Annotated in this window: 20 protein-coding genes; 10 read left to right on the top strand and 10 right to left on the bottom strand. The window is 73.7% G+C overall.

The window, feature by feature from the left end:
* Positions 1-30: 30 nt before the first annotated feature.
* A complete protein-coding gene (locus Saso_RS09565) occupies positions 31-474 on the bottom strand; it encodes an ATP-binding protein (RefSeq protein WP_189922252.1) in 444 nt (147 codons plus the stop codon).
* A 244-nt stretch (positions 475-718) separates the two neighbouring features.
* On the opposite strand from Saso_RS09565, the gene Saso_RS09560 reads away from it, so the two are divergent.
* Both Saso_RS09560 and Saso_RS09555 read left to right on the top strand, forming a co-directional pair.
* Positions 719-997 (top strand): hypothetical protein, encoded by a 279-nt coding sequence (locus Saso_RS09560; RefSeq protein ID WP_189922254.1) that lies wholly within the window; start codon positions 719-721, stop codon positions 995-997.
* Positions 998-1301: 304 nt separating this feature from the next.
* On the top strand, positions 1302-1754 hold the full coding sequence (locus Saso_RS09555) for a cyclic nucleotide-binding domain-containing protein (protein ID WP_189922256.1): 453 nt from the start codon (positions 1302-1304) through the stop codon (positions 1752-1754).
* Positions 1755-1785: 31 nt separating this feature from the next.
* Here Saso_RS09555 and Saso_RS09550 read toward each other — a convergent pair whose 3' ends face one another.
* Positions 1786-3090 (bottom strand): MFS transporter, encoded by a 1305-nt coding sequence (locus Saso_RS09550; RefSeq protein WP_189922257.1) that lies wholly within the window; start codon positions 3088-3090, stop codon positions 1786-1788.
* Positions 3091-3272: 182 nt separating this feature from the next.
* Positions 3273-3887 (bottom strand): LysE/ArgO family amino acid transporter, encoded by a 615-nt coding sequence (locus Saso_RS09545; RefSeq protein ID WP_189922260.1) that lies wholly within the window; start codon positions 3885-3887, stop codon positions 3273-3275.
* Positions 3888-3967: 80 nt separating this feature from the next.
* Between Saso_RS09545 and Saso_RS09540 the strand changes: the two genes are divergently transcribed.
* Positions 3968-4867: a LysR family transcriptional regulator ArgP gene (locus tag Saso_RS09540; RefSeq protein WP_189922262.1), complete on the top strand. Its 900-nt coding sequence runs from the start codon at positions 3968-3970 to the stop codon at positions 4865-4867.
* 4 nt (positions 4868-4871) lie between these two features.
* On the opposite strand, the gene Saso_RS09535 is transcribed toward Saso_RS09540, so the two are convergent.
* The gene (locus Saso_RS09535) at positions 4872-5579 is read right to left on the bottom strand and encodes a TetR/AcrR family transcriptional regulator (RefSeq protein WP_189922264.1); all 708 of its coding nucleotides are present in this window, start codon (positions 5577-5579) and stop codon (positions 4872-4874) included.
* A gap of 150 nt (positions 5580-5729) precedes the next feature.
* Here Saso_RS09535 and Saso_RS09530 point away from each other — a divergent pair, with 150 nt between their 5' ends.
* Together Saso_RS09530 and Saso_RS09525 are read left to right on the top strand one after the other, a co-directional pair.
* Entirely contained in the window at positions 5730-6947 is a 1218-nt protein-coding gene (locus Saso_RS09530) for a saccharopine dehydrogenase family protein (RefSeq protein ID WP_189922265.1), read from the top strand.
* Between the two features lie 102 nt (positions 6948-7049).
* Positions 7050-7298 (top strand): WhiB family transcriptional regulator, encoded by a 249-nt coding sequence (locus Saso_RS09525; RefSeq protein WP_189922268.1) that lies wholly within the window; start codon positions 7050-7052, stop codon positions 7296-7298.
* A 322-nt stretch (positions 7299-7620) separates the two neighbouring features.
* Here Saso_RS09525 and Saso_RS09520 read toward each other — a convergent pair whose 3' ends face one another.
* The 3 genes from Saso_RS09520 to Saso_RS09510 all read right to left on the bottom strand — a co-directional run bounded on the left by Saso_RS09520 (position 7621) and on the right by Saso_RS09510 (position 11785).
* Positions 7621-9480 (bottom strand): sensor histidine kinase, encoded by a 1860-nt coding sequence (locus Saso_RS09520; protein WP_229901294.1) that lies wholly within the window; start codon positions 9478-9480, stop codon positions 7621-7623.
* Positions 9477-10175 (bottom strand): response regulator transcription factor, encoded by a 699-nt coding sequence (locus Saso_RS09515; RefSeq protein ID WP_189922270.1) that lies wholly within the window; start codon positions 10173-10175, stop codon positions 9477-9479. The genes Saso_RS09520 and Saso_RS09515 overlap by 4 nt, the downstream gene beginning before the upstream one ends.
* Positions 10176-10369: 194 nt before the next feature.
* Entirely contained in the window at positions 10370-11785 is a 1416-nt protein-coding gene (locus tag Saso_RS09510; protein ID WP_189922272.1) for a M1 family metallopeptidase, read from the bottom strand.
* Between the two features lie 183 nt (positions 11786-11968).
* Between Saso_RS09510 and Saso_RS09505 the strand changes: the two genes are divergently transcribed.
* Positions 11969-12328: a DUF488 domain-containing protein gene (locus Saso_RS09505; RefSeq protein WP_189922274.1), complete on the top strand. Its 360-nt coding sequence runs from the start codon at positions 11969-11971 to the stop codon at positions 12326-12328.
* 69 nt (positions 12329-12397) lie between these two features.
* On the opposite strand, the gene Saso_RS09500 is transcribed toward Saso_RS09505, so the two are convergent.
* Together Saso_RS09500 and Saso_RS09495 are read right to left on the bottom strand one after the other, a co-directional pair.
* Complete coding sequence (locus Saso_RS09500; RefSeq protein ID WP_189922275.1) at positions 12398-14071, bottom strand: FAD-binding dehydrogenase; 1674 nt, start codon at positions 14069-14071, stop codon at positions 12398-12400.
* Positions 14072-14099: 28 nt separating this feature from the next.
* Positions 14100-14735: a TetR/AcrR family transcriptional regulator gene (locus tag Saso_RS09495; protein ID WP_189922277.1), complete on the bottom strand. Its 636-nt coding sequence runs from the start codon at positions 14733-14735 to the stop codon at positions 14100-14102.
* A 173-nt stretch (positions 14736-14908) separates the two neighbouring features.
* Between Saso_RS09495 and Saso_RS09490 the strand changes: the two genes are divergently transcribed.
* The 3 genes from Saso_RS09490 (at position 14909) to Saso_RS09480 (ending at position 17676) form a co-directional block, all read left to right on the top strand.
* Entirely contained in the window at positions 14909-15538 is a 630-nt protein-coding gene (locus Saso_RS09490) for an alpha-ketoglutarate-dependent dioxygenase AlkB (RefSeq protein WP_189922279.1), read from the top strand.
* 143 nt (positions 15539-15681) lie between these two features.
* Positions 15682-16431, top strand: a complete 750-nt coding sequence (locus Saso_RS09485; protein WP_189922281.1) for an MBL fold metallo-hydrolase — start codon at positions 15682-15684, stop codon at positions 16429-16431.
* 9 nt (positions 16432-16440) lie between these two features.
* The gene (locus Saso_RS09480; protein ID WP_189922283.1) at positions 16441-17676 is read left to right on the top strand and encodes a DUF4032 domain-containing protein; all 1236 of its coding nucleotides are present in this window, start codon (positions 16441-16443) and stop codon (positions 17674-17676) included.
* 1 nt (position 17677) lies between these two features.
* Here Saso_RS09480 and Saso_RS09475 read toward each other — a convergent pair whose 3' ends face one another.
* Positions 17678-18550 carry a universal stress protein gene (locus Saso_RS09475; protein ID WP_189922285.1) on the bottom strand — a complete coding sequence of 291 codons (873 nt, stop codon included), beginning with the start codon at positions 18548-18550 and terminating at the stop codon, positions 17678-17680.
* A gap of 62 nt (positions 18551-18612) precedes the next feature.
* Here Saso_RS09475 and Saso_RS09470 point away from each other — a divergent pair, with 62 nt between their 5' ends.
* Positions 18613-18969: a VOC family protein gene (locus tag Saso_RS09470; protein WP_189922287.1), complete on the top strand. Its 357-nt coding sequence runs from the start codon at positions 18613-18615 to the stop codon at positions 18967-18969.
* The last annotated feature ends 110 nt before the right edge of the window (positions 18970-19079 follow it).

Below are 19079 nucleotides of genomic sequence, written 5' to 3'. Positions count from 1 at the left end.
GCCCCTGCCCCGGACCGGCCGGTCCGCGGGTCAGAAGACCGGTACGACGGCGGTGACGCATTTCCCGCCGGAGGGCAGGCAGGACACCCTGACCTCGCGGGCCAGCCGGCAGATGATCGGCCAGCCCCGGCCGCCGACGCGCCGCCGGCCCTCGCCGTCGACCGGTTCGACGGTGACCGGCAGCCGGTCGCTGCGGTCGCTGACGGAGACGCTCACCGTCCGCTCGTCGACGTCGACGTCGAACCCGGTGATGCCGCCGCCGTGCAGCATGGCGTTGCTGGTCAGTTCCGACGCGACGAGCAGGGCGTCGGAGAGGCCGTCCTCGTCGTAGCGGCACCCGGTGGCACCGCACCGTCCGGTCACCGCTCTGCGTATGGCACTGCGCACGTCGGCCGGACGGCACTGGCCGTGTCCCGCACGGCCGGACCTCTCGTTCGGCGCGCCCACACGGTCGGTCGAGTCGTTCGTACGCATCCCTTCGCTCCCCTGGTGTGCTCGGCCGGTCGATGATCGGAGCGGCCCCCGCCGACGGGGGCCGGGTCGGATCGTCCGTCCCGGGGCGGAGCGCGCCGCCGCGGTGGTCCCGGCGCTCCTGCCGCATCCCGCGCCCTGTCGCCCGGACGATGCGGTCGTCTGCCTTTCGGCTGGCCACGGCCGCACGGCCCAAACCTCCCGACCGGGGAGCAATCGTCCGCTCCGATCGGGGTAGGCGGGGCGCATGACCGATGTGGTGGACTCGGACGAACTGCTGCGGCGCATCCGCCGCGCGAGGGACTGCGCGCACGAGGAACTGCTCGCCCTGCGGGCCCGGGGCACGGATTCCTCCCCGGGCAGGGTGACCCCCTCCGGTACGGGGGTGGACGACGACCCGGGCGCCGTACCGGAGGCCCGGGTGCGGGGCATCGCCTACGAGGCCGTAATCCGGGTCCTGGACGAGATCCTGACGCCCGGTCGGGTTTCCGCTCCGGGCGATCCGGCGCGAGCCACGGCAGGGTGATCAACAGATGAGCGAAGCGCGTCGAAGACGTGGGGAAAAGTGAAACCGGTCACGTGACCGGGTTATGGGTACACAGAATCTCCGTGAATGGTTTACGGTTCATCCATACGTGGTGAGCGGGGGCGAGGTCACTCCCCCCTCCGTGCGCCACCCGTGACTGCCCTGGCTGGCCTCCCCCGTCCAGCCAGGGCTTTTTTCTGCCCTCGAGCGGAAAAGACGGTCCTCCGAGGTGCCCGGCGCGTCGCCAGCGGCTGAAATGGAGAGGGAAGCACCCCCACCGATTCTCGGCGAGGAGCCCCGGGCCATGACCAAAGCGACCAAGCTGCTGACCGCCCTTCCGCCGCCCCAGCGTCAGCGTCTGATGACGCTGGCCCGTGAGGTGTCCTTCCCGGAGGACACCCGGATCTTCGAGGCGGGCGGCACCGCCGACCGCTTCTGGGTCATCCGCTCGGGAGCCGTCTCGCTCGTCCAGCAGGTGACGTCGCTGCGCCGGGTCACCGTGGCCAGTCTCGGCGCCGGGGACCTCCTCGGCTGGTCCTGGCTCTTCCCGCCCTACCGCTGGGACTTCGGCGCCGAGGCCTTCAGTCCCGTACGCGCCTACGAGTTCGAGGCCCGGACGGTGCTCAAACTGTGCGAGGAGGATCCGGCGCTCGGGCTGACGCTGGTGCGGATCGTGGCCGAGATCCTCGCGCACCGGCTGGAGACGACCCGCGGCAAGCTGATGGAGCAGTACGGCACGCACCGGCGGGTGCTGTAGCGGCGGCGGATGCTCCGCCGGGCGCCGCGCCTCAGATCCGGTACCGGCGCAGCGCGGGCACGGCGGCCGCGAGGGTCAGCATGGCGACGACGACCAGCAGGCCGCCGCCGACGACCGCCGCACGGGGGCCGAAGGCGGCGCCCGCCGTGCCGTGCAGGGCGTCGGCCAGCCGGGGCCCGCCCGCGACGACGACCGTGAAGACGCCCTGCATACGGCCCCGCATCTCGTCGGTGGCGGCGGAGAGCAGGATCGCCCCGCGGAAGACCATGGAGACCATGTCGGCCACGCCCGCGCAGGCCAGGAAGACGACGGCGAGCCACAGACTCCCGCTCAGTCCGGACCCGGCGATCGCGGCGCCCCAGACGACGACCGCGCCGATCACCATCCACCCGTGCCGGCGGGCCCGGGAGAAGGTGCCGGAGAACAGCCCGCCGAGGACGGCGCCGATGGGGATCGCGGCGAACAGCAGACCCAGGGCGAGGCCTTCGCCGTAGGGGGCGTACGTCTCGGCGGCGAGCTGCGGGAACAGGGCCCGGGGCATGCCGAGGACCATGGCGATGACATCGGCGAGGAAGGACAGCAGCAGGACCTTGCGCCCGGAGATGTAGCGGAAGCCCTCGGCGATCTCGCGCAGCCCGGCGCGCCGGACCTTCGTGGTCGCCAGCGGCGGCAGCGGGGGGAGGCGGAAGACGGCCCAGAGCGTCACCGACAGCGCGACGGCGTCGAGGAGGTACAGCTCGGGCAGGCCGACGACGGGGATCAGCGCGCCCGCGACCAGCGGGCCGGCGACCAGACCGGTCTGCATGACGGTCGAGCCGAGGGCGTTGGCGGCGGCGAGCTCGTCGGCGGGCACCAGGCGGGCGATGGAGGCGTTGCGGGCCGGTGAGTTGAGTCCGAAGAAGGCCTGCTGGGTGGCGAGGAGCACCATCAGCACGGCCACCGAGTCCAGTCCCGAGACCGCCTGGAGCCAGAACAGCACCGAGGTGACGGCGATCCCGGTGTTGGTGACCAGCAGCAGCTTGCGGCGGTCGACGGTGTCGGCGACGGCTCCGCCCCACAGCGCGAAGAGCACCATGGGCACCAGTCCGGCGAGACTCGCGTAGCCGACCCAGGCGGAGGAGCCGGTGATGTCGTAGATCTGCTTGGGCACGGCGACGGCGGTGAGCTGGCTGCCCACGGCCGTGACGATGGTCGAGGACCACAGCCGCCGGTAGGCCGGCCTGCGCAGCGGCCGGGTGTCCATCGCCCAGCGGCGCCAGCCGCGTCGGGGCTCGTCCCGGTGACGTGGGTCGGCCGGTCCGGCCTCGGGTGCGGTGCTGCTCTCGCTCGTGTCCACGCGTTTCCTGGTTGCTGGTTACATCTTTCGGTCCGGGGGTCACTATCCCAGCACCGGCGATGCTTGCACCGCCCTGTGGACGCGCGATCTCAGATTGCGGACGACGCACCCACGCCGTCCGCGGTTTCGGGCCGGCGGTCCCCGGCCCGGACCGGTCCCGGCCTGGTCCCGGCCTGGTCGGATCAGGCCCCGACGAGGAGCGTCACGCCGAGGGCGACCATGGTGGCGGCGACGAGTCCGTCCAGGACGCGCCAGGCGGCCGGGCGGGTCAGGAAGCGGCCGAGCAGCCGGGCGCCGAAGCCCAGCGCGACGAACCAGCACACGCTGGCCAGAGCGGCGCCCAGGCCGAACGTCCAGCGCAGGGGGCCGCGGTCCGCGGCGACGGAACCGAGCAGGAAGACCGTGTCGAGGTAGACGTGCGGGTTGAGCCAGGTCAGCGCCAGACAGGTGAGCACGGCCCGGCGCAGGGACCCCGTGCTCTCCCCCTCGGCCGCCAGGGCCCCCGCCGGCCGGAACACCCGGCGGGCCGCCAGGGCGCCGTAGCAGAGCAGGAAGAGCCCGCCGACCCAGCCGACCGCGGTCAGCACCCCCGGCCAGGCCACCACCAGCGCACCGACACCGCCGACCCCCGCGGCGATGAGCACGGCGTCGGAGAGGGCACAGATCCCGACGACGGCGAGGACGGCGTCACGGCGGATCCCCTGACGCAGGACGAAGGCGTTCTGGGCGCCGATGGCGACGATGAGCGACAGACCGGTGCCGAAGCCGGCGGCCGCGGCGGTGAGCGTGTGGGACATGCCCTCCACGCTAGAGAAGCGATCACTGCGGGTACAGCTAAAGATTCTTACGTATCATTAGCGTTCGTGATGACACGGTGATGACGGACCTCCCCCTCGACCAGGTGCGGACGCTGCTCGCGGTGGTGGACGAGGGAACCTTCGACGCGGCCGCCGCGGCCCTGCACGTGACGCCGTCGGCGGTCAGCCAGCGCGTCAAGGCCCTGGAGCAGCGCACCGGCCGGGTCCTGCTGCTGCGCACCAAGCCGGTACGGCCCACCGAGTCCGGCGAGATCGTCGTCCGGTTCGCCCGCCAGCTGGCCCGGCTCGAGCGGGACACCCGCTCCGAGCTGGGGATGAGCGGCGAGGGCGAGCCGACGAGGGTGACCGTCGCGGTCAACGCGGACTCGCTCGCCACCTGGTTCCTGGCCGCCCTGGCCCGAGTGCCGCGGGAGCCGCAGATCTGTTTCGAACTGCACCGCGAGGACGAGACGCGCACGGCGGAACTCCTGCGCGAGGGACTGGTGATGGCCGCGGTGACCTCGTCGCCCGGGGCGGTGACCGGTTGTTCCGTGCGCGCGCTGGGCACGATGCGCTACCAGGCCGCCGCCAGCCCGGACTTCGTCGCCCGTCACCTCGGGGACGGCCCGCTCGAGGAGGCCCTCGCCCGGGCGCCCGTGATGACGTTCGACCGCAGCGACGACCTCCAGGACGCGTTCGTGCGCGGGCTGAGCGGCGGGGCCAAGGGCGCGGGCCGCGTGCGGCAGGCCGTCCCGACCTCGGAGGGCTTCGTGGCGTCCGTGGTCGCCGGCTTCGGCTGGGGGATGGTCCCCGAGGTGCAGGCGGGCGATCTGCTGCGCTCCGGCCGCCTGGTCCCGCTCGCGCCCGGGCGTCCCTTGGACGTCCCTCTTTACTGGCAGCAGTGGAAGCTGGACTCCCCGGCGCTGGCGGCGGTGGCCGACGCGGTGGCGGCGACGGCCGCGCGGACCCTCAGGAGCTGAACCCTCAGGAGCCGAGCCGGGCGAGCGTGGCCTGCGCGCTGTCGAGCAGCATCTCCAGCGCCGTCGGGTACGCGCTGGTCACCATGCGGGCCGACAGCAGCGGGGCCGCCTCGGCGATCCGCGGGTGGGTCGCGGCGGGGAGGCGGGCGTAGGTCGAGCGCCACATCGCGTCGTCGGCGCTGCGCGCGGCGCGCGGCAGGGCCAGGGACGCGGCGTCCAGGGCGGCGAAGGCCAGCGTCTGGTCGATGAAGGCGTGGTAGATCCGCACGGTGTCCGGCAGCGGGAACCCCGCGGTGCGCAGGACGTCCAGGACCGCCTCGTCGGCGGCCAGTTCGTTGGCCCGCCCCGTCACCCGGCTCGTGGTGAGCTGCGCGGCCTGCGGGTGGGCGACATAGGCGGCGTGGATGCGCACGCCGACGTCCCGCAGGTCGGTGCGCCACTCCCCCGTCGGCCGCCAGCCGCTCAGCGCCTGCCCGACGAGCGCGTCGCCGATGGCGAGGGTCAGCTCGTCCATGCCCCGGAAGTACCGGTAGAGGGTGCTGGGGTCGCAGTCGAGGGCGAGACCGAGACGGCGGGCGGTCAGCCCGGCACTGCCGTGCTCACGGAGCAGACGCAGCGCCGCGTCCACGATCAGCCGCTCGGAGAGCACGGTGCCGCTCCTGGTGGGCCTGCGGCGGCGCCGCCGCTCCTCGGGTACGACCGGTTTGGGCACGCGTACCGCTCCTTCCCACCGGGCGGCCCGCCGGCCCGCCGCCTTATGCCAACGCCATTGACCTTACGCGGACCCGGGGCGTTGTATCCCTCTCGGGGCCCCGTTCGCACAGTTCGTCCGTCCGCAGTTCCAGCCGAGGGAGTTCTCGTCATGCGTGTCCTGCTCGTGGGCGCCGGCGGTGTCGGCACCGCCTTCACCCGGATCGCCGCCCGCCGCCCGTTCTTCGAGGCGATGGTGGTCGCCGACCACGACCCCGCCCGTGCCGAGGCCGCCGTCGCCGCGCTCGCCGGCGACGAGCGCTTCCGGGCCGAACGGGTCGACGCCGGCGACGAGGCCGCCGTCGCCGCCCTGCTCGCCCGCCACCGCTGCGACGTCCTGATGAACGCCACCGACCCGCGGTTCGTCATGCCGCTGTTCCGCGCGGCGCGGACCGCCGGGGCCACCTACGTCGACATGGCGATGTCGCTGTCCCGGCCGCACCCGGACCGCCCTTACGAGGAGTGCGGGGTGCGGCTCGGCGACGCGCAGTTCGCCGAGTCCGACGACTGGGCCGCGGCGGGTGCCCTCGCCCTGGTCGGCATGGGGGTCGAACCGGGCCTGTCGGACGTGTTCGCCCGGTACGCCGCCGACGAACTCTTCGACGAGATCGACGAGATCGGTGTCCGCGACGGCGCGAACCTCACCGTCGAGGGGCACGACTTCGCGCCCTCCTTCAACATCTGGACGACCATCGAGGAATGCCTGAACCCACCGGTCGTCTACGAGGCCGACCGGGGCTGGTTCACCACCGCGCCGTTCAGCGAGCCCGAGGTCTTCGACTTCCCCGAAGGGATCGGGCCGGTGGAGTGCGTGAACGTCGAGCACGAGGAGGTGCTGCTCGTGCCGCGCTGGGTGAAGGCGCGCCGGGTGACCTTCAAGTACGGTCTGGGCGGCGAGTTCATCGAGACGCTCAAGACGCTGCATCGGCTGGGGCTGGACCGCACGTCGCCCGTGACCGTGCCGGGCCCGGACGGGCCGGTGCCCGTCTCGCCCCGGGACGTGGTGGCCGCCTGCCTGCCGGACCCGGCGACGCTGGGCGCGCTGATGCACGGCAAGACGTGCGCGGGCACCTGGGTGCGGGGCGTGAAGGACGGCGCGCCGCGCGAGGTGTACCTGTACCACGTGGTCGACAACCAGTGGTCGATGGCCGAGTACGGCAGTCAGGCCGTGGTGTGGCAGACCGCCGTCAACCCGGTGGTCGCCCTCGAACTGCTCGCCACGGGAGCGTGGTCCGGCACGGGCGTCCTGGGCCCCGAGGCGTTCCCGGCGCGCCCGTTCCTCGACCTGCTGACGGAGTACGGCTCCCCGTGGGGACAGCGGGAACAGTGAACTCTTTGTCGGCCCGGGCTGTTTCACCGGCGCTCTGGCGGTGACCCGATCGGAAGCAACTCATCCGGAAAAGCACATACGACGTGATCGCAGGTGACTTCGATGGACAACTGGCGAGAGCACGCCGCGTGCCGCCACGAGGACCCCGACCTCTTCTTCCCGATCGGTACCTCCGGGCCGGCACTGCTCCAGATGGAACAGGCCAAGGCGGTCTGCGGGCGCTGTCCCGTGCGGGAGGCGTGCCTGGACTGGGCGATGGAGACCGATCAGACGCTCGGCGTCTGGGGCGGCACGGGCGAGAACGAACGGCGCGCCCTCAAGCGCCGCATCCGGGCCCGCCGCAGTTCGTGACCCGGCGGTCCGCGACCCCGGGTGCCGGACGGCGCGGTGGGCGCCGGGCCGGATGCGGGACGACCCGAGGAGCCGGGTGACCGGGGCAGGGCCGGACCGGGAGCGGGCGCTCGAAACAGCGGTCGGTGGTTCGGATGCACGGACGGGCCGGTGAGACACCGGCCCGTCCGGCATGCCCGGCCCGGTCCGGCATGCCCGGCCCGGTCCGGCATGCCCGGCCCGGTCCGGCGTGACGGGGCCCGTCCGGCCTGACGGGCCCGGTTCTGCCGTCCGCAGCGCACCTGGCCGTCGGCATCTCGCCGCGCGGGCTTCCCGTCCGGACTCAGCCGTCGCCGGGCGGCTGGGCCGCGGGCAGGCGCAGGGTGAAGACACTGCCCGCGCCCGGGGTGCTCGTCGCCTCCGCCGTCCCGCCGTGGGCGACCGTGAGCTGACGGACGATCGGCAGGCCGAGACCGCTGCCGCCGGTGCGGCGGCTGCGTGACTTCTCCGCCCGCCAGAACCGCTCGAAGACGTGCGGCAGGTCCTCGGCGGCGATGCCCGTGCCGGTGTCGGCGACCTCCACGACGACCCGTTCGCCGTCGGCGCGGGTGGTCAGGGCGACCGTGCCGCCGGGCGGGGTGTGCCGTACCGCGTTGGTGACGAGATTGCCGAGCATCTGCCGCAGCCGTACCGGGTCGGCGTCGAACCAGGGGGCACCGTCGGTCCCCGTGCGCAGGCGCACGCCGGCCGTGTCGGCGGCGACCCGGTGGGCGGCGGCGACCTGGGCGAGCAGTTCGTCGGCGGGCACCGGTTCGCGGTGCAGCCGCAGGGTGCCCGCGTCGGCGGCCGCGAGGTCGCGCAGGTCGTCGATGACCCGCTGGAGGACCAGCGCCTCCTCGTGCAGGGCGCCGAGCAGCTCGGCGTCGGGTTCGACGAGGCCGTCACGGGTGACCTCCAGCCAGCCCCGGATGTTGGTGAGGGGGCTGCGCAGCTCGTGGGCCACGTCGCTGACGAGCGCCTTGCGCTGGGCCTCCAGCCGCTCGCGTCGTTCGGCGAGGTCGTTGAAGGCCTCCGCGAGGATGCCGGTCTCGTCGCGTGTCGTGACCGGCACCCGCGCGTGCCGGTCGGGGGGCTGCTGCGCGGCCTCGGTCAGGGCGCGCAGGGGCCGTACGAGACGGCTGGCGACCACGGCGGTGACGGCCACGGTGACGGCCAGCACCAGACCGGCCGCGCCGACGATCCTGGCCTTGTTGGCCGGAGACATGACCCAGCGGGGCGCCGCGCCGCTGTCCCCGACGCCGAGGAACAGCTCGGCGGGCGGGGCGACGTACGGGTCGAGCTGCACATGGCGGGCGGCCTCCAGACAGGTCTGGGCGGAGCGCAGCGCCGACTTGCCGTCCTCCGCGCCTCCCGCCGCCTTGACGAACTCGAGCGCCAGCGTCGGATAGCGGTCGGACGTCCCGGGGAGGCCCGCGCCGAACAGCAGGGGCATGTCGGGGTCGAGGCCCGCGCGGGTCAGACAGCCGGCGGCCTCGGTCCGCAGCGCGGTCAGCGCCTTCTCCTCGGTGGGCATGGGCCGGTCGTAGCGCCCGTCCCCGCACTCGTCGGACAGGTACCCGAAGCTGGTGCCGCCGTCCGCCGCGCTCACCACGGGGCGGCCGCTCGGGGTGTGGGTGACGGCCGTGTCGATGCCGTAGCGGGAGAAGCAGCGCTGCCGTTCGCCCGCCACCGCGTCGAGCTTCACGCGTTCCTGCGGGGTGAGGCGGTAGGGGCCGACCACGCGCGGGTCGGTGCCGCTCAACTGGGCGCCGGGCTCGCTGTAGGTGTCGGTGCGCAGCGGGTCGACGGTGGCGGCGGCGATCGGCGGCAGGGCGGTGCCGCGCGGCGCGGAGTCGGCCAGGGGGGTGCGGTCGGCGGTGGTCAGGGCGATGCGCCGCCCGGTCCGTGCGGACAGGTCGCGGAGCGTGGCGCGCACGCCCGTCCAGTCGGGGTGGGTGGCCGCGTAGCCGCTGAGCTTCGCGAGGATGTCCATGTCGTCGGCGAGGGCCTGGCCCTGTTCCTCCCGCAGCGCGCGGGTGGTGGTGGTGACGGCGAGCCACGCGGTGGCGGCCACCGAGCACACGGCGATCAGGACGGACGCGATGAGCAGGCGGACCAGCAGCCGTTTGCGCAGGGGTATCCGGGCGCGGGCGGCGCGGGTCACGCGGCGCCGCCGCTGAGTTTGTAGCCGACGCCGAACACGGTCAGCAGCCGTACCGGTCTGCGCGGGTCGGTCTCGATCTTCCGGCGCAGGTTCATGATGTGCACGTCGACGGCCCGTTCGGTCGAGGCGCGGTCGAAACCGCGGGTGCACTGGAGCAACTGCCGCCGGGTGAAGACCCGTTCGGGTTCGGCGGCCATGGCGAGCAGGATCTGGAACTCGGCCGGGGTGCACTCCACCGGGGCGCCGGCGCAGCGCACCTCGTGGCGCTCGGGGTCGACGGCGAGTCCGGCGGCGCGCACGACGGGGTCGTCGCGCCGGTCCCCGCCGGGCCGCCCGCTGCGCCGCAGCACGGTGCGGATACGGGCCATCAGCTCGCGCGGACTGTAGGGCTTGGTCATGTAGTCGTCGGCGCCCAGTTCCAGGCCGAGCAGGATGTCGTCCTCGGCGGCGCGGGCGGTCAGCATCAGCACCGGGATGTCGTCGTCCCTGCGCAGCACGCGGCAGACCCCGAAGCCGTCGATGACCGGCAGCATGAGGTCGAGGACGACCAGGTCGGGCCGCCCCCGGCGGACCGCGTCGAGCGCGGCCGCTCCGTCGTGCACGACGGTGGCGGTGTGGCCCTCGGCGAGGAGCGAACGCCGGATCAGCTCGGCCTGCATCGCGTCGTCCTCGGCGACCAGTACATGAGCGCACACGCGACAACTCCGTTCTCCCGGCGGGCCGGGCGGGGGTGGGCCGCCCGGGCCGGCCGGCTGCTCCACGACGCCACCGCGGCCCAGGGGCGCGGTGGGATCATCATTCGATCTTCGCCGACAGGTGTGTGGAACTCGTCAGGTTCCGGGTTCCGGTTCCGGTTCCGGGTTCCGGGTTCCGGGTTCCGGTCGGGGGTCTACGGTCGGCCGGGCTTGCCCCTGCCGTAGAGCCAGGTCCCCAGCAGCGCGCCGAGGTCGGCCCCGGACACCTGTTCCGCGAGGCGCTCGAACCGCTCGGTGGTGCCGTGGCCGTGGCGGTGCGCGGTGGCCCAGGCCCGCAGGATGCGGAAGAAGGCGCGGTCCCCGACGGCGGTGCGCACGGCGTGCAGGGCCATGGCGCCACGGGCGTAGACGGGGGTGCCGAAGATGTTCGCGCCGCTGCCCGGGTCGCCGGGCGGGAACGCCCAGAGGCCGTCGGTGGCGGGGCGGGCGTACAGGGTGTCGAAGGTCTTCCGGGCGGAGCTGCCGCCGTGCTGCTCGGCCCAGAGCCACTCGGCGTAGGTGGCGAAGCCCTCGTTGAGCCAGATGTCCTTCCAGGAGGTGAGGGAGACGGAGTCGCCGAACCACTGGTGGGCGTTCTCGTGGACGAGGGTGCTCAGGGAGGGGGCCGAGTCGTAGACGGGCCGTGACTGGGTCTCCAGGGCGTAGCCGACGTCGGGGGCGTGGTCGACGATCGACCCGGCGGCGCGGAACGGATAGCGCCCGAACAGCGCGCTCTCCCATTCCAGGACCTCGGGCAGGCGCTTGAGGACGGGGGCGGCGGCCGCCGCCTCGCGCGGGTCGACGGCGTCGTAGACCTGGATGCCGTCGCGGGTCGTGTACTGGTCGACGCGGAACTTCCCCACGGTGGCGGTCGCGAGGTAGGCGGCCATGGGTTCGCTCTGGCGCCAGTGGAAGGTGGTCCTGCCATGGGCCGTGCGCCGGCTCAGCAGGACGCCGTTGGCGACGGCGGCCCGGTCCGCGGGGACGGTGACGGTGAAGTCGTAGGACGACTTGTCCAGCGGATGGTTGTCGGCAGGGAACCAGGTCATGGCGCCCTGCGGTTCGCCGGCGACGAAGGCCCCGTCGTCGGTGGGGATCCAGCCGTCCGCGGAGCCGTCGGGGTCGGTGACGGGAGCGGGGGTGCCGTCGTAGGCGACGGTGACCTGGAAGCGCTCGCCCGCGCGCAGGGCGCGGCGGGGGGTGACGACGAGCTCCTGGCCGTCGCGCCGGTAGGCCGCCTTGACGTGGTCGACGCTCAGCCCGGTGATCCTCAGCCCCTGGAGGTCGAGGTCGAAGCGGGTCAGCCGTCGTTCGGCCCGGGCGGTCAGGACGGCCTTGCCGTCGAGGTGGCGGGTGCCCGGGTCGTAGCGGAGGGTCAGGTCGTAGTGGGACACGTGGTAGCCGCCGTTGCCGGCGAGCGGGAAGTAGGGGTCGCCGACGCCGGCGGTGCCCGGTCCGGCCGCCGTGGCGGGCCCGGCCGCCGCGAGCAGCGCCGCCACGGCGACCGGGACGGTGGCGGCGACGGCTTCACGGCGGAGGAGGGTGGTGCTGCGTCTGCGGGGGTGCCTCACGTGCGCTCCTGGGGGTGGCGTCAGATCGGACCTCCTCAGATTAGGGACTGGCCTCCTGCGCAACCCGGTGTTCTCCGCTGTTCTCGTCGTTCGGTTCTGCTCGTTCAGGTCGGGCCCGGCGGTGCGGGTGGGTGTGCGGGGCCTACGCTCGGAAGGAACCCGCCGAACCGAGGACGGTCCGCCATGAGTGTCCGCGTACGCCGCGTGTACGACCCGCCCGAACCCGACGACGGGGTACGGGTCCTGGTGGACCGGCTGTGGCCGCGCGGTGTGTCCCGGGCCGCGGCCCGGGTGGACGAGTGGCCCAAGGGCCTCACCCCTTCCACCGGGCTGCGCCGCTGGTACCACGCGGGCGAGGGGAGCTACGAGGAGTTCGCGCGGCGCTACGAGGCGGAGCTGGCCGCCCCGGAGGCGGCGCAGCTCCTCGACGGTGTACGCGAGTCGGTGCGCCGGGGACCCGTGACGCTGCTGACGTCGGCGAAGTCCCCGGAGTGCAGCCACACGGCGGTGCTGGTCCGTCTGCTGGAGGCGGACCGGCCCTGACGGCGGACGGGCGTCGGGGCGCCCGCTCCGCGTCAGCGCGTCCGCTGCCCTCGGCCCGTCCGTTCCGCGTCAGCCCGTCTGCTGCGCCGCGGCACGTCCCGCCGCGCGTCCCGAGAAGAGGCAGCCGCCGAGGAAGGTGCCTTCGAGGGCGTTGTAGCCGTGCACCCCGCCCCCGCCGAAGCCGGCCACCTCACCGGCCGCGTAGAGCCCCTCGACCGGCTGTCCGTCGGCGCCCAGGGCCCGCGAGTCGAGATCGGTCTGGATGCCGCCGAGGGTCTTGCGGGTGAGGACGTGCAGTTTCACGGCGATGAGCGGGCCCGCCTCCGGGTCCAGGAAGCGGTGCGGGGTGGCGACGCGGCCGAGCCGGTCGCCGATGTAGCGGCGGGCGTTGCGGATGCCCTGGACCTGGGCGTCCTTGCTGTAAGGGTTGGCCATCTGGAGGTCGCGGGCCTCGATCTGCCGGCGCAGGGCCGCCGTGTCGAGCAGCGGCTCCCCCGTCAGCCCGTTCATCTTCTCGACGAGCTGGTCGAGGGTGTCGGCGATCACGAAGTCCGCGCCGCGGTCGAGGAAGGCCTGCACCGGCGCCGGGGCGCCCTTGCCGAGGAGACGGTCGCGCAGGACGGCCTTGCGGTCCTTGGCGGTGATGTCGGGGTTCTGCTCGGAGCCGGAGAGCGCGAACTCCTTCTCGACGATCCTGCGGGTGAGGACGAACCACGAGTGGTCGTGGCCGGCGATGTCCGGGGTCGTCCGCAGGTGCCTGAGCGTGCCGAGGGTGTCGTAGCCCGGCAGGCACGGGTCGGGCAGCCGGCGGCCGAGGGCGTCGAACCACAGCGAGGACGGGCCGGGCAGGATGCGGATGCCGTGGCCGGGCCAGATCGGGTCCCAGTTCTGGATGCCCTCGGTGTAGTGCCACATGCGGTCGCGGTTGACCAGGCGGACGCCGGCCTCGGCGCTGATGTCGAGCATCCGGCCGTCGACGTAGGCGGGGACACCGGTGACCATCTCGCCGGGGGGCGTGCCCAGTCGTTCGGGCCAGCAGCGCCGCACGATGTCGTGGTTCGCGCCGATGCCGCCGCTGGTGACGACCACGGCCTGGGCGGTCAGTTCGAAGTCGCCGAGGCGGTCGCGGTTGGAGGCGACGCCCCGGGCGGAGTCGTCGGGAGCGAGGACCGTGCCGCGCACCCCGCGTGCGGCGCCGTCCGTCACGACCAGCTCGTCCACCCGGTGCCGGTGGTAGAAGGTCAGGAGCCCGTCCTGGGCGGCCTGCCTGGCGTGGCGGACGAAGGGTTCGACGACGCCCGTGCCGGTGCCCCAGGCGACGTGGAAGCGCGGCACGGAGTTGCCGTGTCCGTCGGCGCGCAGGTCGCCGCGCTCCGCCCAGCCGACGGTCGGCACGAAGGAGATCCCGTGCCCGGCGAGCCAGCCGCGCTTCTCCCCCGCCGCGAACTCCACGTAGGCGCGCGCCCAGCGCACCGCCCAGGAGTCCTCGTCGTCGGTGCGGTCGAACTGCGCGCTGCCCCGCCAGTCGCTCCAGGCGAGGTCGAAGGAGTCCTTGATGCCGAGGCGGCGCTGCTCGGGCGAGTCGACGAGGAAGAGCCCGCCGAAGGACCAGAACGCCTGGCCGCCGAGGTTGGCGGCGTTCTCCTGGTCGACCAGGGCGACCCGCCGGCCCCTGCTGGTGAGTTCGTGCGCCGCGACGAGCCCCGCGAGGCCCGCTCCGACGACGATGACGTCCGCGTCCATGGCGTCCGCTGCCTTTCTCCTGAGGGTGTCATTCCGGGGTGCCGCTGCCGTCGGTCAGCAGCGCGGTGAGTAGTTGCTTCAGCCAGACCCGGGCGCCGTCGACGTCCTTGTCCAGCAGCAGTTGGACGGTGACCCCGTCGTAGGCGGCGACCACGGCGTGCGCCGCGCCGTCGACGTCGCCGAGCACGGCCGGCAGTACGGCGAGGCCGCGGGCGCGGGCGAGCCGGTCGGCGATCGCCCGCCGCAGCCGCGCGCGGTGCTCCAGCAGCGTCCGGGCGACGTCGGGCGCACGTGCCGCGTGCACCAGGAAGTCCGTCTTGACCAGCAGCCAGTCGAGGTCGAGCAGGAGCACCTCGGTGACCCGGTCGACGGCGGCGGCCACGTCGAGGTCGGGTCCGTCCAGGGCGAGGGCCCCGGAGACCTGCTCGGCGATCAGGTCGGCGCGTTGCCCGTAGAGGGCGAAGAACAGCTCGTCCAGGGTGGCGAAGTTGGAGTAGAAGGCGCCCCTGCTGTAGCCGGCGGCCTCGCAGACCTCCTCGATGGAGACCCGTCCGAAGCCCTTGGCGGCGAACACCTCGAAGGCCGCGTCGAGCAGCCTGGCCCGCGTGCGGACCCGGCGCCTGGTGACGCGTCCGGCCGTCGGCCCGCTGCGCTCCGCCGTCATCTCGGACCTCCGTTCGATACGGGAATGTATCCGATACATCTGTGTATCGAAAGCCCTGTCGAGCGACCGCGCACCCGTCGGCGGCCCGGCGAGCGACCGCACCCCACGGACGACCCAGGCCCCGCGACACAGCAGAAGGGAACATATTTTCGATTCAGGCGTAGGCTGGGACCATGACCGCGCACCACCTCCAGGGATCACTCTTCGACCAGACCGACGAACTGCGCCTCGGCTCCCTCGACGGCGTCCGCCGGACCCTCCTCGACGCGGGCGCCTGGATCGACGTGCTGCCGGGCTGGCTCACCGGCTCGGACGCCCTGTTCGAGCGGCTGGCGGCCGAGGTGCCCTGGCGTGCCGAGCGCCGCAAGATGTACGACAACGTGATCGACGTACCGCGGCTGCTGGCGTTCTACGGAGCGGACGAGGAGCTGCCGCACCCGGTACTGGCCGAGGCCCGCCGGGACCTGTCCGCGCACTACGCCGACGAGCTGGGCGAGCCCTTCGCCACGGCGGGGCTGTGCCACTACCGCGACGGCCGCGACAGCGTGGCCTGGCACGGCGACCGGGTCGGGCGCGGCGCCAGGGAGGACACCATGGTCGCGATCCTCTCCGTGGGCGCCCCGCGCGACCTGCTGCTGCGGCCCGTGCGCGGCGGCGGGACCGTGCGGCGCCCGCTGGGACACGGCGACCTGATCGTGATGGGCGGCTCCTGCCAGCGCACCTGGGAGCACTGCGTGCCCAAGTCCGCCCGCGCCGCCGGACCGCGCATCAGCGTCCAGTTCCGGCCGCGGGGAGTGCGCTGACACCGCGCCCGCGGTGCCGTTCGCGGTCTTCGGGGGTACGTGGACCGGGCTCGCGCCCCGCCGTCCGGCCCCGCCCGGTGATCTGCTTTGCTGTCCCCCGTCAGCACGAAGCGGAAGCAGGATCCTCCGGACACGGGACGGCCATGCGGGCAGACGTACGGCAAGTGGCGGACGGCACCTACCTGGTGCACGGCAGCAACACCAACTGGGTGATCCTCACCGAGGGGGACGCGGTCACCCTGATCGACACCGGCTACCCCGGGGACCGGCAGCTCGTGCTGGACTCCCTCGCCGCGGTGGGCTCCGCGCCGGAGGCCGTCACGGCCGTGCTGATCACCCACGCCCACAACGACCACCTGGGCTCCGCCGAGCACCTCCGCTCCGTGTACGGCACCCCGGTGTACCTGCACGAGGCCGAAGTGCCCCACGCCCGCCGGGACTTCCTCCAGCAGGTGACCGTCGGCGAGGTGCTGAGGAACGCCTGGCGGCCCGGGGTGCTGCCCTGGACGGTGCACGCGCTGCGCTCCGGCGGCACCGAACAGCACCCGGTCACCGCGCCCGAGGCGTTCCCGGCCGCCGACGGCCCGCTCGACCTGCCGGGCCGGCCCGTCCCCGTGCACACCCCCGGCCACACCGGCGGCCACGCCGTGTTCCACCTCCCGCGGGCGGGCGTCGTCGTCTCCGGCGACGCCCTGGTGAGCGGTCACCCGACCTCGCGCCTGAAGGGCCCGCAGCTGCTGCCGGACATGTTCCACCACGAGCGCGCCCGCGCCGTGACGTCACTGGACGTGATCGAGGGCCTGTCGGGCGATCTTCTGCTGCCCGGCCACGGCCCGCTGCACCGGGGGTCCGTCAAGGCGGCCGCCCAGCTGGCCCGCGAACGCGCCGTCTAAGGTCAGGCCATGGCTTTGCAGATCAGCGCCACCAACCCGGAGCACCCGGCCCTCCTGCTGGAGCTGCCCTGGCACCTCCCCCTGGAGGAGTGGCCCGAAGAGGTCCTCGTCCCGCTGCCGCGCGGCATCTCACGGCACGTGGTGCGGTACGCCCAGGCCGGCGACGAGGTCATCGCCGTCAAGGAGCTCGCCGAGCGCCCCGCACTGCGCGAGTACGAGCTGCTGCGCGACCTGGACCGGCTCGGAATCCCCGCCGTCGACCCGCTCGCCGTGGTCACCGGCCGCACCGACGACGGCGGCGCCCCGCTGGAGTCCGTGCTGGTCACCCGGCACCTGGGCGGCTCGATGCCGTACCGCTCGATGTTCGAGACGACGATGCGCCCGGCGACCATGCACCGGCTCATGGACGCCCTCGCCGTGCTCCTGGTGCGTCTGCACCTGGCCGGGTTCGCGTGGGGCGACTGCTCGCTGTCCAACACCCTGTTCCGGCGGGACGCGGGGGCCTACGCCGCCTACCTCGTCGACGCCGAGACCGGCGACCTGCACCCCCAGCTGAGCGGCGGCCAGCGCGACTACGACCTCGACCTCGCCCGCGTCAACATCAGCGGCGAACTGCTCGACCTGGAGGCCTCCGGGGCACTGCACCCCTCCGTGGACCCGATCGAGTTCGGCACCGAGATCTGCGCGCGCTACGGGGCGCTGTGGGAGGAGCTGACCCGCACCTCCGTCTACCCGGCGGGCAAGTACCACTACATCGAGCGCCGGATCCGGCGGCTCAACGAACTCGGCTTCGACGTCGCGGAGATGCAGATCGAGCACTCCTCCAACGGCGACACGGTCACCTTCGTGCCCAAGGTCGTCGACGCGGGCCACCACCAGCGCCAGCTGCTGCGCCTCACCGGCCTGGACACCGAGGAGAACCAGGCCCGGCGGCTGCTGAACGACCTGGAGAGCTGGATGGCCACCCAGGACGACTACGCCCCGGGCGACCCCCTCGCGGCCCGTCCCGAGGTACTGGCGCACCGGTGGGTGCGGGACGTCTTCCGGCCCACCGTGCGGGCGGTCCCCCTCGAGCTGCGCGGCTCCATGGACGCGGCGGAGATCTACCACGAGCTCCTCGAACACCGCTGGTACCTCTCGGAGCACGCGCAGCACGACATCGGGCTCGACACCGCGGTCGAGGACTACATCACGAAGATCCTGCCCAAGGCCCGCGAGACACTGGAGCCGACGCTCCCGGAGTGAGTCAGGCGTGGGGCACGACGGCGACCGGGCAGTCCGCGTGGTGCAGGACGCCGTGCGCCACCGACCCGATCCTGGCCCCCACGGCCGTCCGGTGGGCCCGTCGGCCGACCACCATCAGCTGCGCCCGACCGGACACCGACAGCAGCACCTGCCCCGCGCTGCCCATCTCCACGTGCTCGACCACCGGCACGTCCGGGAACCGCTCCCGCCACGGCTCCAGCGCCTCGGCCAGCGCCCGCTTCTCGTACGGCTCCAGGCCGCCCGCGTCGTCCAGCAGCTTCAGCGAGCCGGGGCTGTAGGCGAACACCGGCGGCAGGGTCCAGGCGCGTACCGCGCGGACGGCCGCGCCCCGGGCGGCGGCCGTCTCGAACGCGAAGCGCAGCGCCGGGGCGCTGTCCTCGGGCTCGCCCTGCTGGCCGACGACGATCTCGTGGCCGGCCACCTCGGACGACGGCCGGTCACCGGCCCGCACCAGCACGACCGGGCACGCGGCCTCGGCGATGACCTGCTGCCCGACCGAGCCCAGCAGGAACCCGACGACGGGTCCGTGCCCGCGCGAGCCGAGCACCAGCAGTCCGGCCTCGGCCGCGGCGGCCACCAGCGTCCCGACCGGAGCGCCCTCCCGCACCTCGGTGGTGACGGTCAGACCGGGGTGCCGCTCGGCGACCGCCGCGACGGCCTGCCGCACGGAGTCCGCGACCCACCGCTCCTGTGCCTCCCGGTCCGCGACGTCGGCCGCCGCGTTCGGCTGGAACTGCCAGGCGTGCACCACCCGCAGCCCCAGATCGCGCCGGACGGCCTCGCGGGCCGCCCAGGCGAGTGCCGCGAGGCTCTCGTCCGTCCCGTCGACCCCTGCCGTGATCGGCCCCGTCATCCCGCCGCCTCCTCATGTCGTGATCACATCCGTCGGGGCACAGTCTTCACTACCCTTCGGTCATGGCCTTGGAGTGGGAGCAAGTGATCGTCGACTCGGCCGACCCGGTGGCGCTCGGGCGCTGGTGGGCGGCGGCGCTGGGGTGGGTGGTGGTCGGTGACTCCCCCGAGGAGTACGAGATCCGGCCGCGGCGCGACCGGCTGCCCGGTCTGCTGTTCGTGCCGGTGCCGGAGGCGAAGACGGTCAAGAACCGGCTGCACCTCGACTTCCGCCCCGACGACCGGGACGCTGAGGTGGCCCGTCTGCTGTCCCTGGGCGCCCGCCGCGCCGACGTCGGACAGGGCGAGCAGCCCTGGGTGGTGCTGGCCGACCCCGAGGGCAACGAGTTCTGCGTGCTGGGCGCGCGGCGGCCGGATTGACGCCCCGCGCCCCGCTCTGTTCCGGGAGCGCATGATCCGCCCCCTTCCCGGGCACCGCGGCGCGATCGAACATACGATGGGCTGGGCCGGCGCGGACTTCGCCGTGCCGC

It is taken from the genome of Streptomyces asoensis, assembly GCF_016860545.1.
GTDB classification, from domain to species: domain Bacteria; phylum Actinomycetota; class Actinomycetes; order Streptomycetales; family Streptomycetaceae; genus Streptomyces; species Streptomyces asoensis.
The sequence above is the reverse complement of the archived record's forward strand: the minus strand, read 5'-3'. Positions and strand labels throughout refer to the sequence as shown.

Coding starts and splice junctions, on each gene's coding strand:
- Saso_RS09470 (WP_189922287.1), top strand. CDS start 18,613: ATGGCCTTGGAGTGGGAGCAAGTGATCGTCGACTCGGCCGACCCGGTG.
- Saso_RS09555 (WP_189922256.1), top strand. CDS start 1,302: ATGACCAAAGCGACCAAGCTGCTGACCGCCCTTCCGCCGCCCCAGCGT.
- Saso_RS09530 (WP_189922265.1), top strand. CDS start 5,730: ATGCGTGTCCTGCTCGTGGGCGCCGGCGGTGTCGGCACCGCCTTCACC.
- Saso_RS09500 (WP_189922275.1), bottom strand. CDS start 14,071: ATGGACGCGGACGTCATCGTCGTCGGAGCGGGCCTCGCGGGGCTCGTC.
- Saso_RS09540 (WP_189922262.1), top strand. CDS start 3,968: ATGACGGACCTCCCCCTCGACCAGGTGCGGACGCTGCTCGCGGTGGTG.
- Saso_RS09490 (WP_189922279.1), top strand. CDS start 14,909: ATGACCGCGCACCACCTCCAGGGATCACTCTTCGACCAGACCGACGAA.
- Saso_RS09505 (WP_189922274.1), top strand. CDS start 11,969: ATGAGTGTCCGCGTACGCCGCGTGTACGACCCGCCCGAACCCGACGAC.
- Saso_RS09565 (WP_189922252.1), bottom strand. CDS start 474: ATGCGTACGAACGACTCGACCGACCGTGTGGGCGCGCCGAACGAGAGG.
- Saso_RS09475 (WP_189922285.1), bottom strand. CDS start 18,550: ATGACGGGGCCGATCACGGCAGGGGTCGACGGGACGGACGAGAGCCTC.
- Saso_RS09495 (WP_189922277.1), bottom strand. CDS start 14,735: ATGACGGCGGAGCGCAGCGGGCCGACGGCCGGACGCGTCACCAGGCGC.
- Saso_RS09545 (WP_189922260.1), bottom strand. CDS start 3,887: ATGTCCCACACGCTCACCGCCGCGGCCGCCGGCTTCGGCACCGGTCTG.
- Saso_RS09485 (WP_189922281.1), top strand. CDS start 15,682: ATGCGGGCAGACGTACGGCAAGTGGCGGACGGCACCTACCTGGTGCAC.
- Saso_RS09480 (WP_189922283.1), top strand. CDS start 16,441: ATGGCTTTGCAGATCAGCGCCACCAACCCGGAGCACCCGGCCCTCCTG.
- Saso_RS09525 (WP_189922268.1), top strand. CDS start 7,050: ATGGACAACTGGCGAGAGCACGCCGCGTGCCGCCACGAGGACCCCGAC.
- Saso_RS09560 (WP_189922254.1), top strand. CDS start 719: ATGACCGATGTGGTGGACTCGGACGAACTGCTGCGGCGCATCCGCCGC.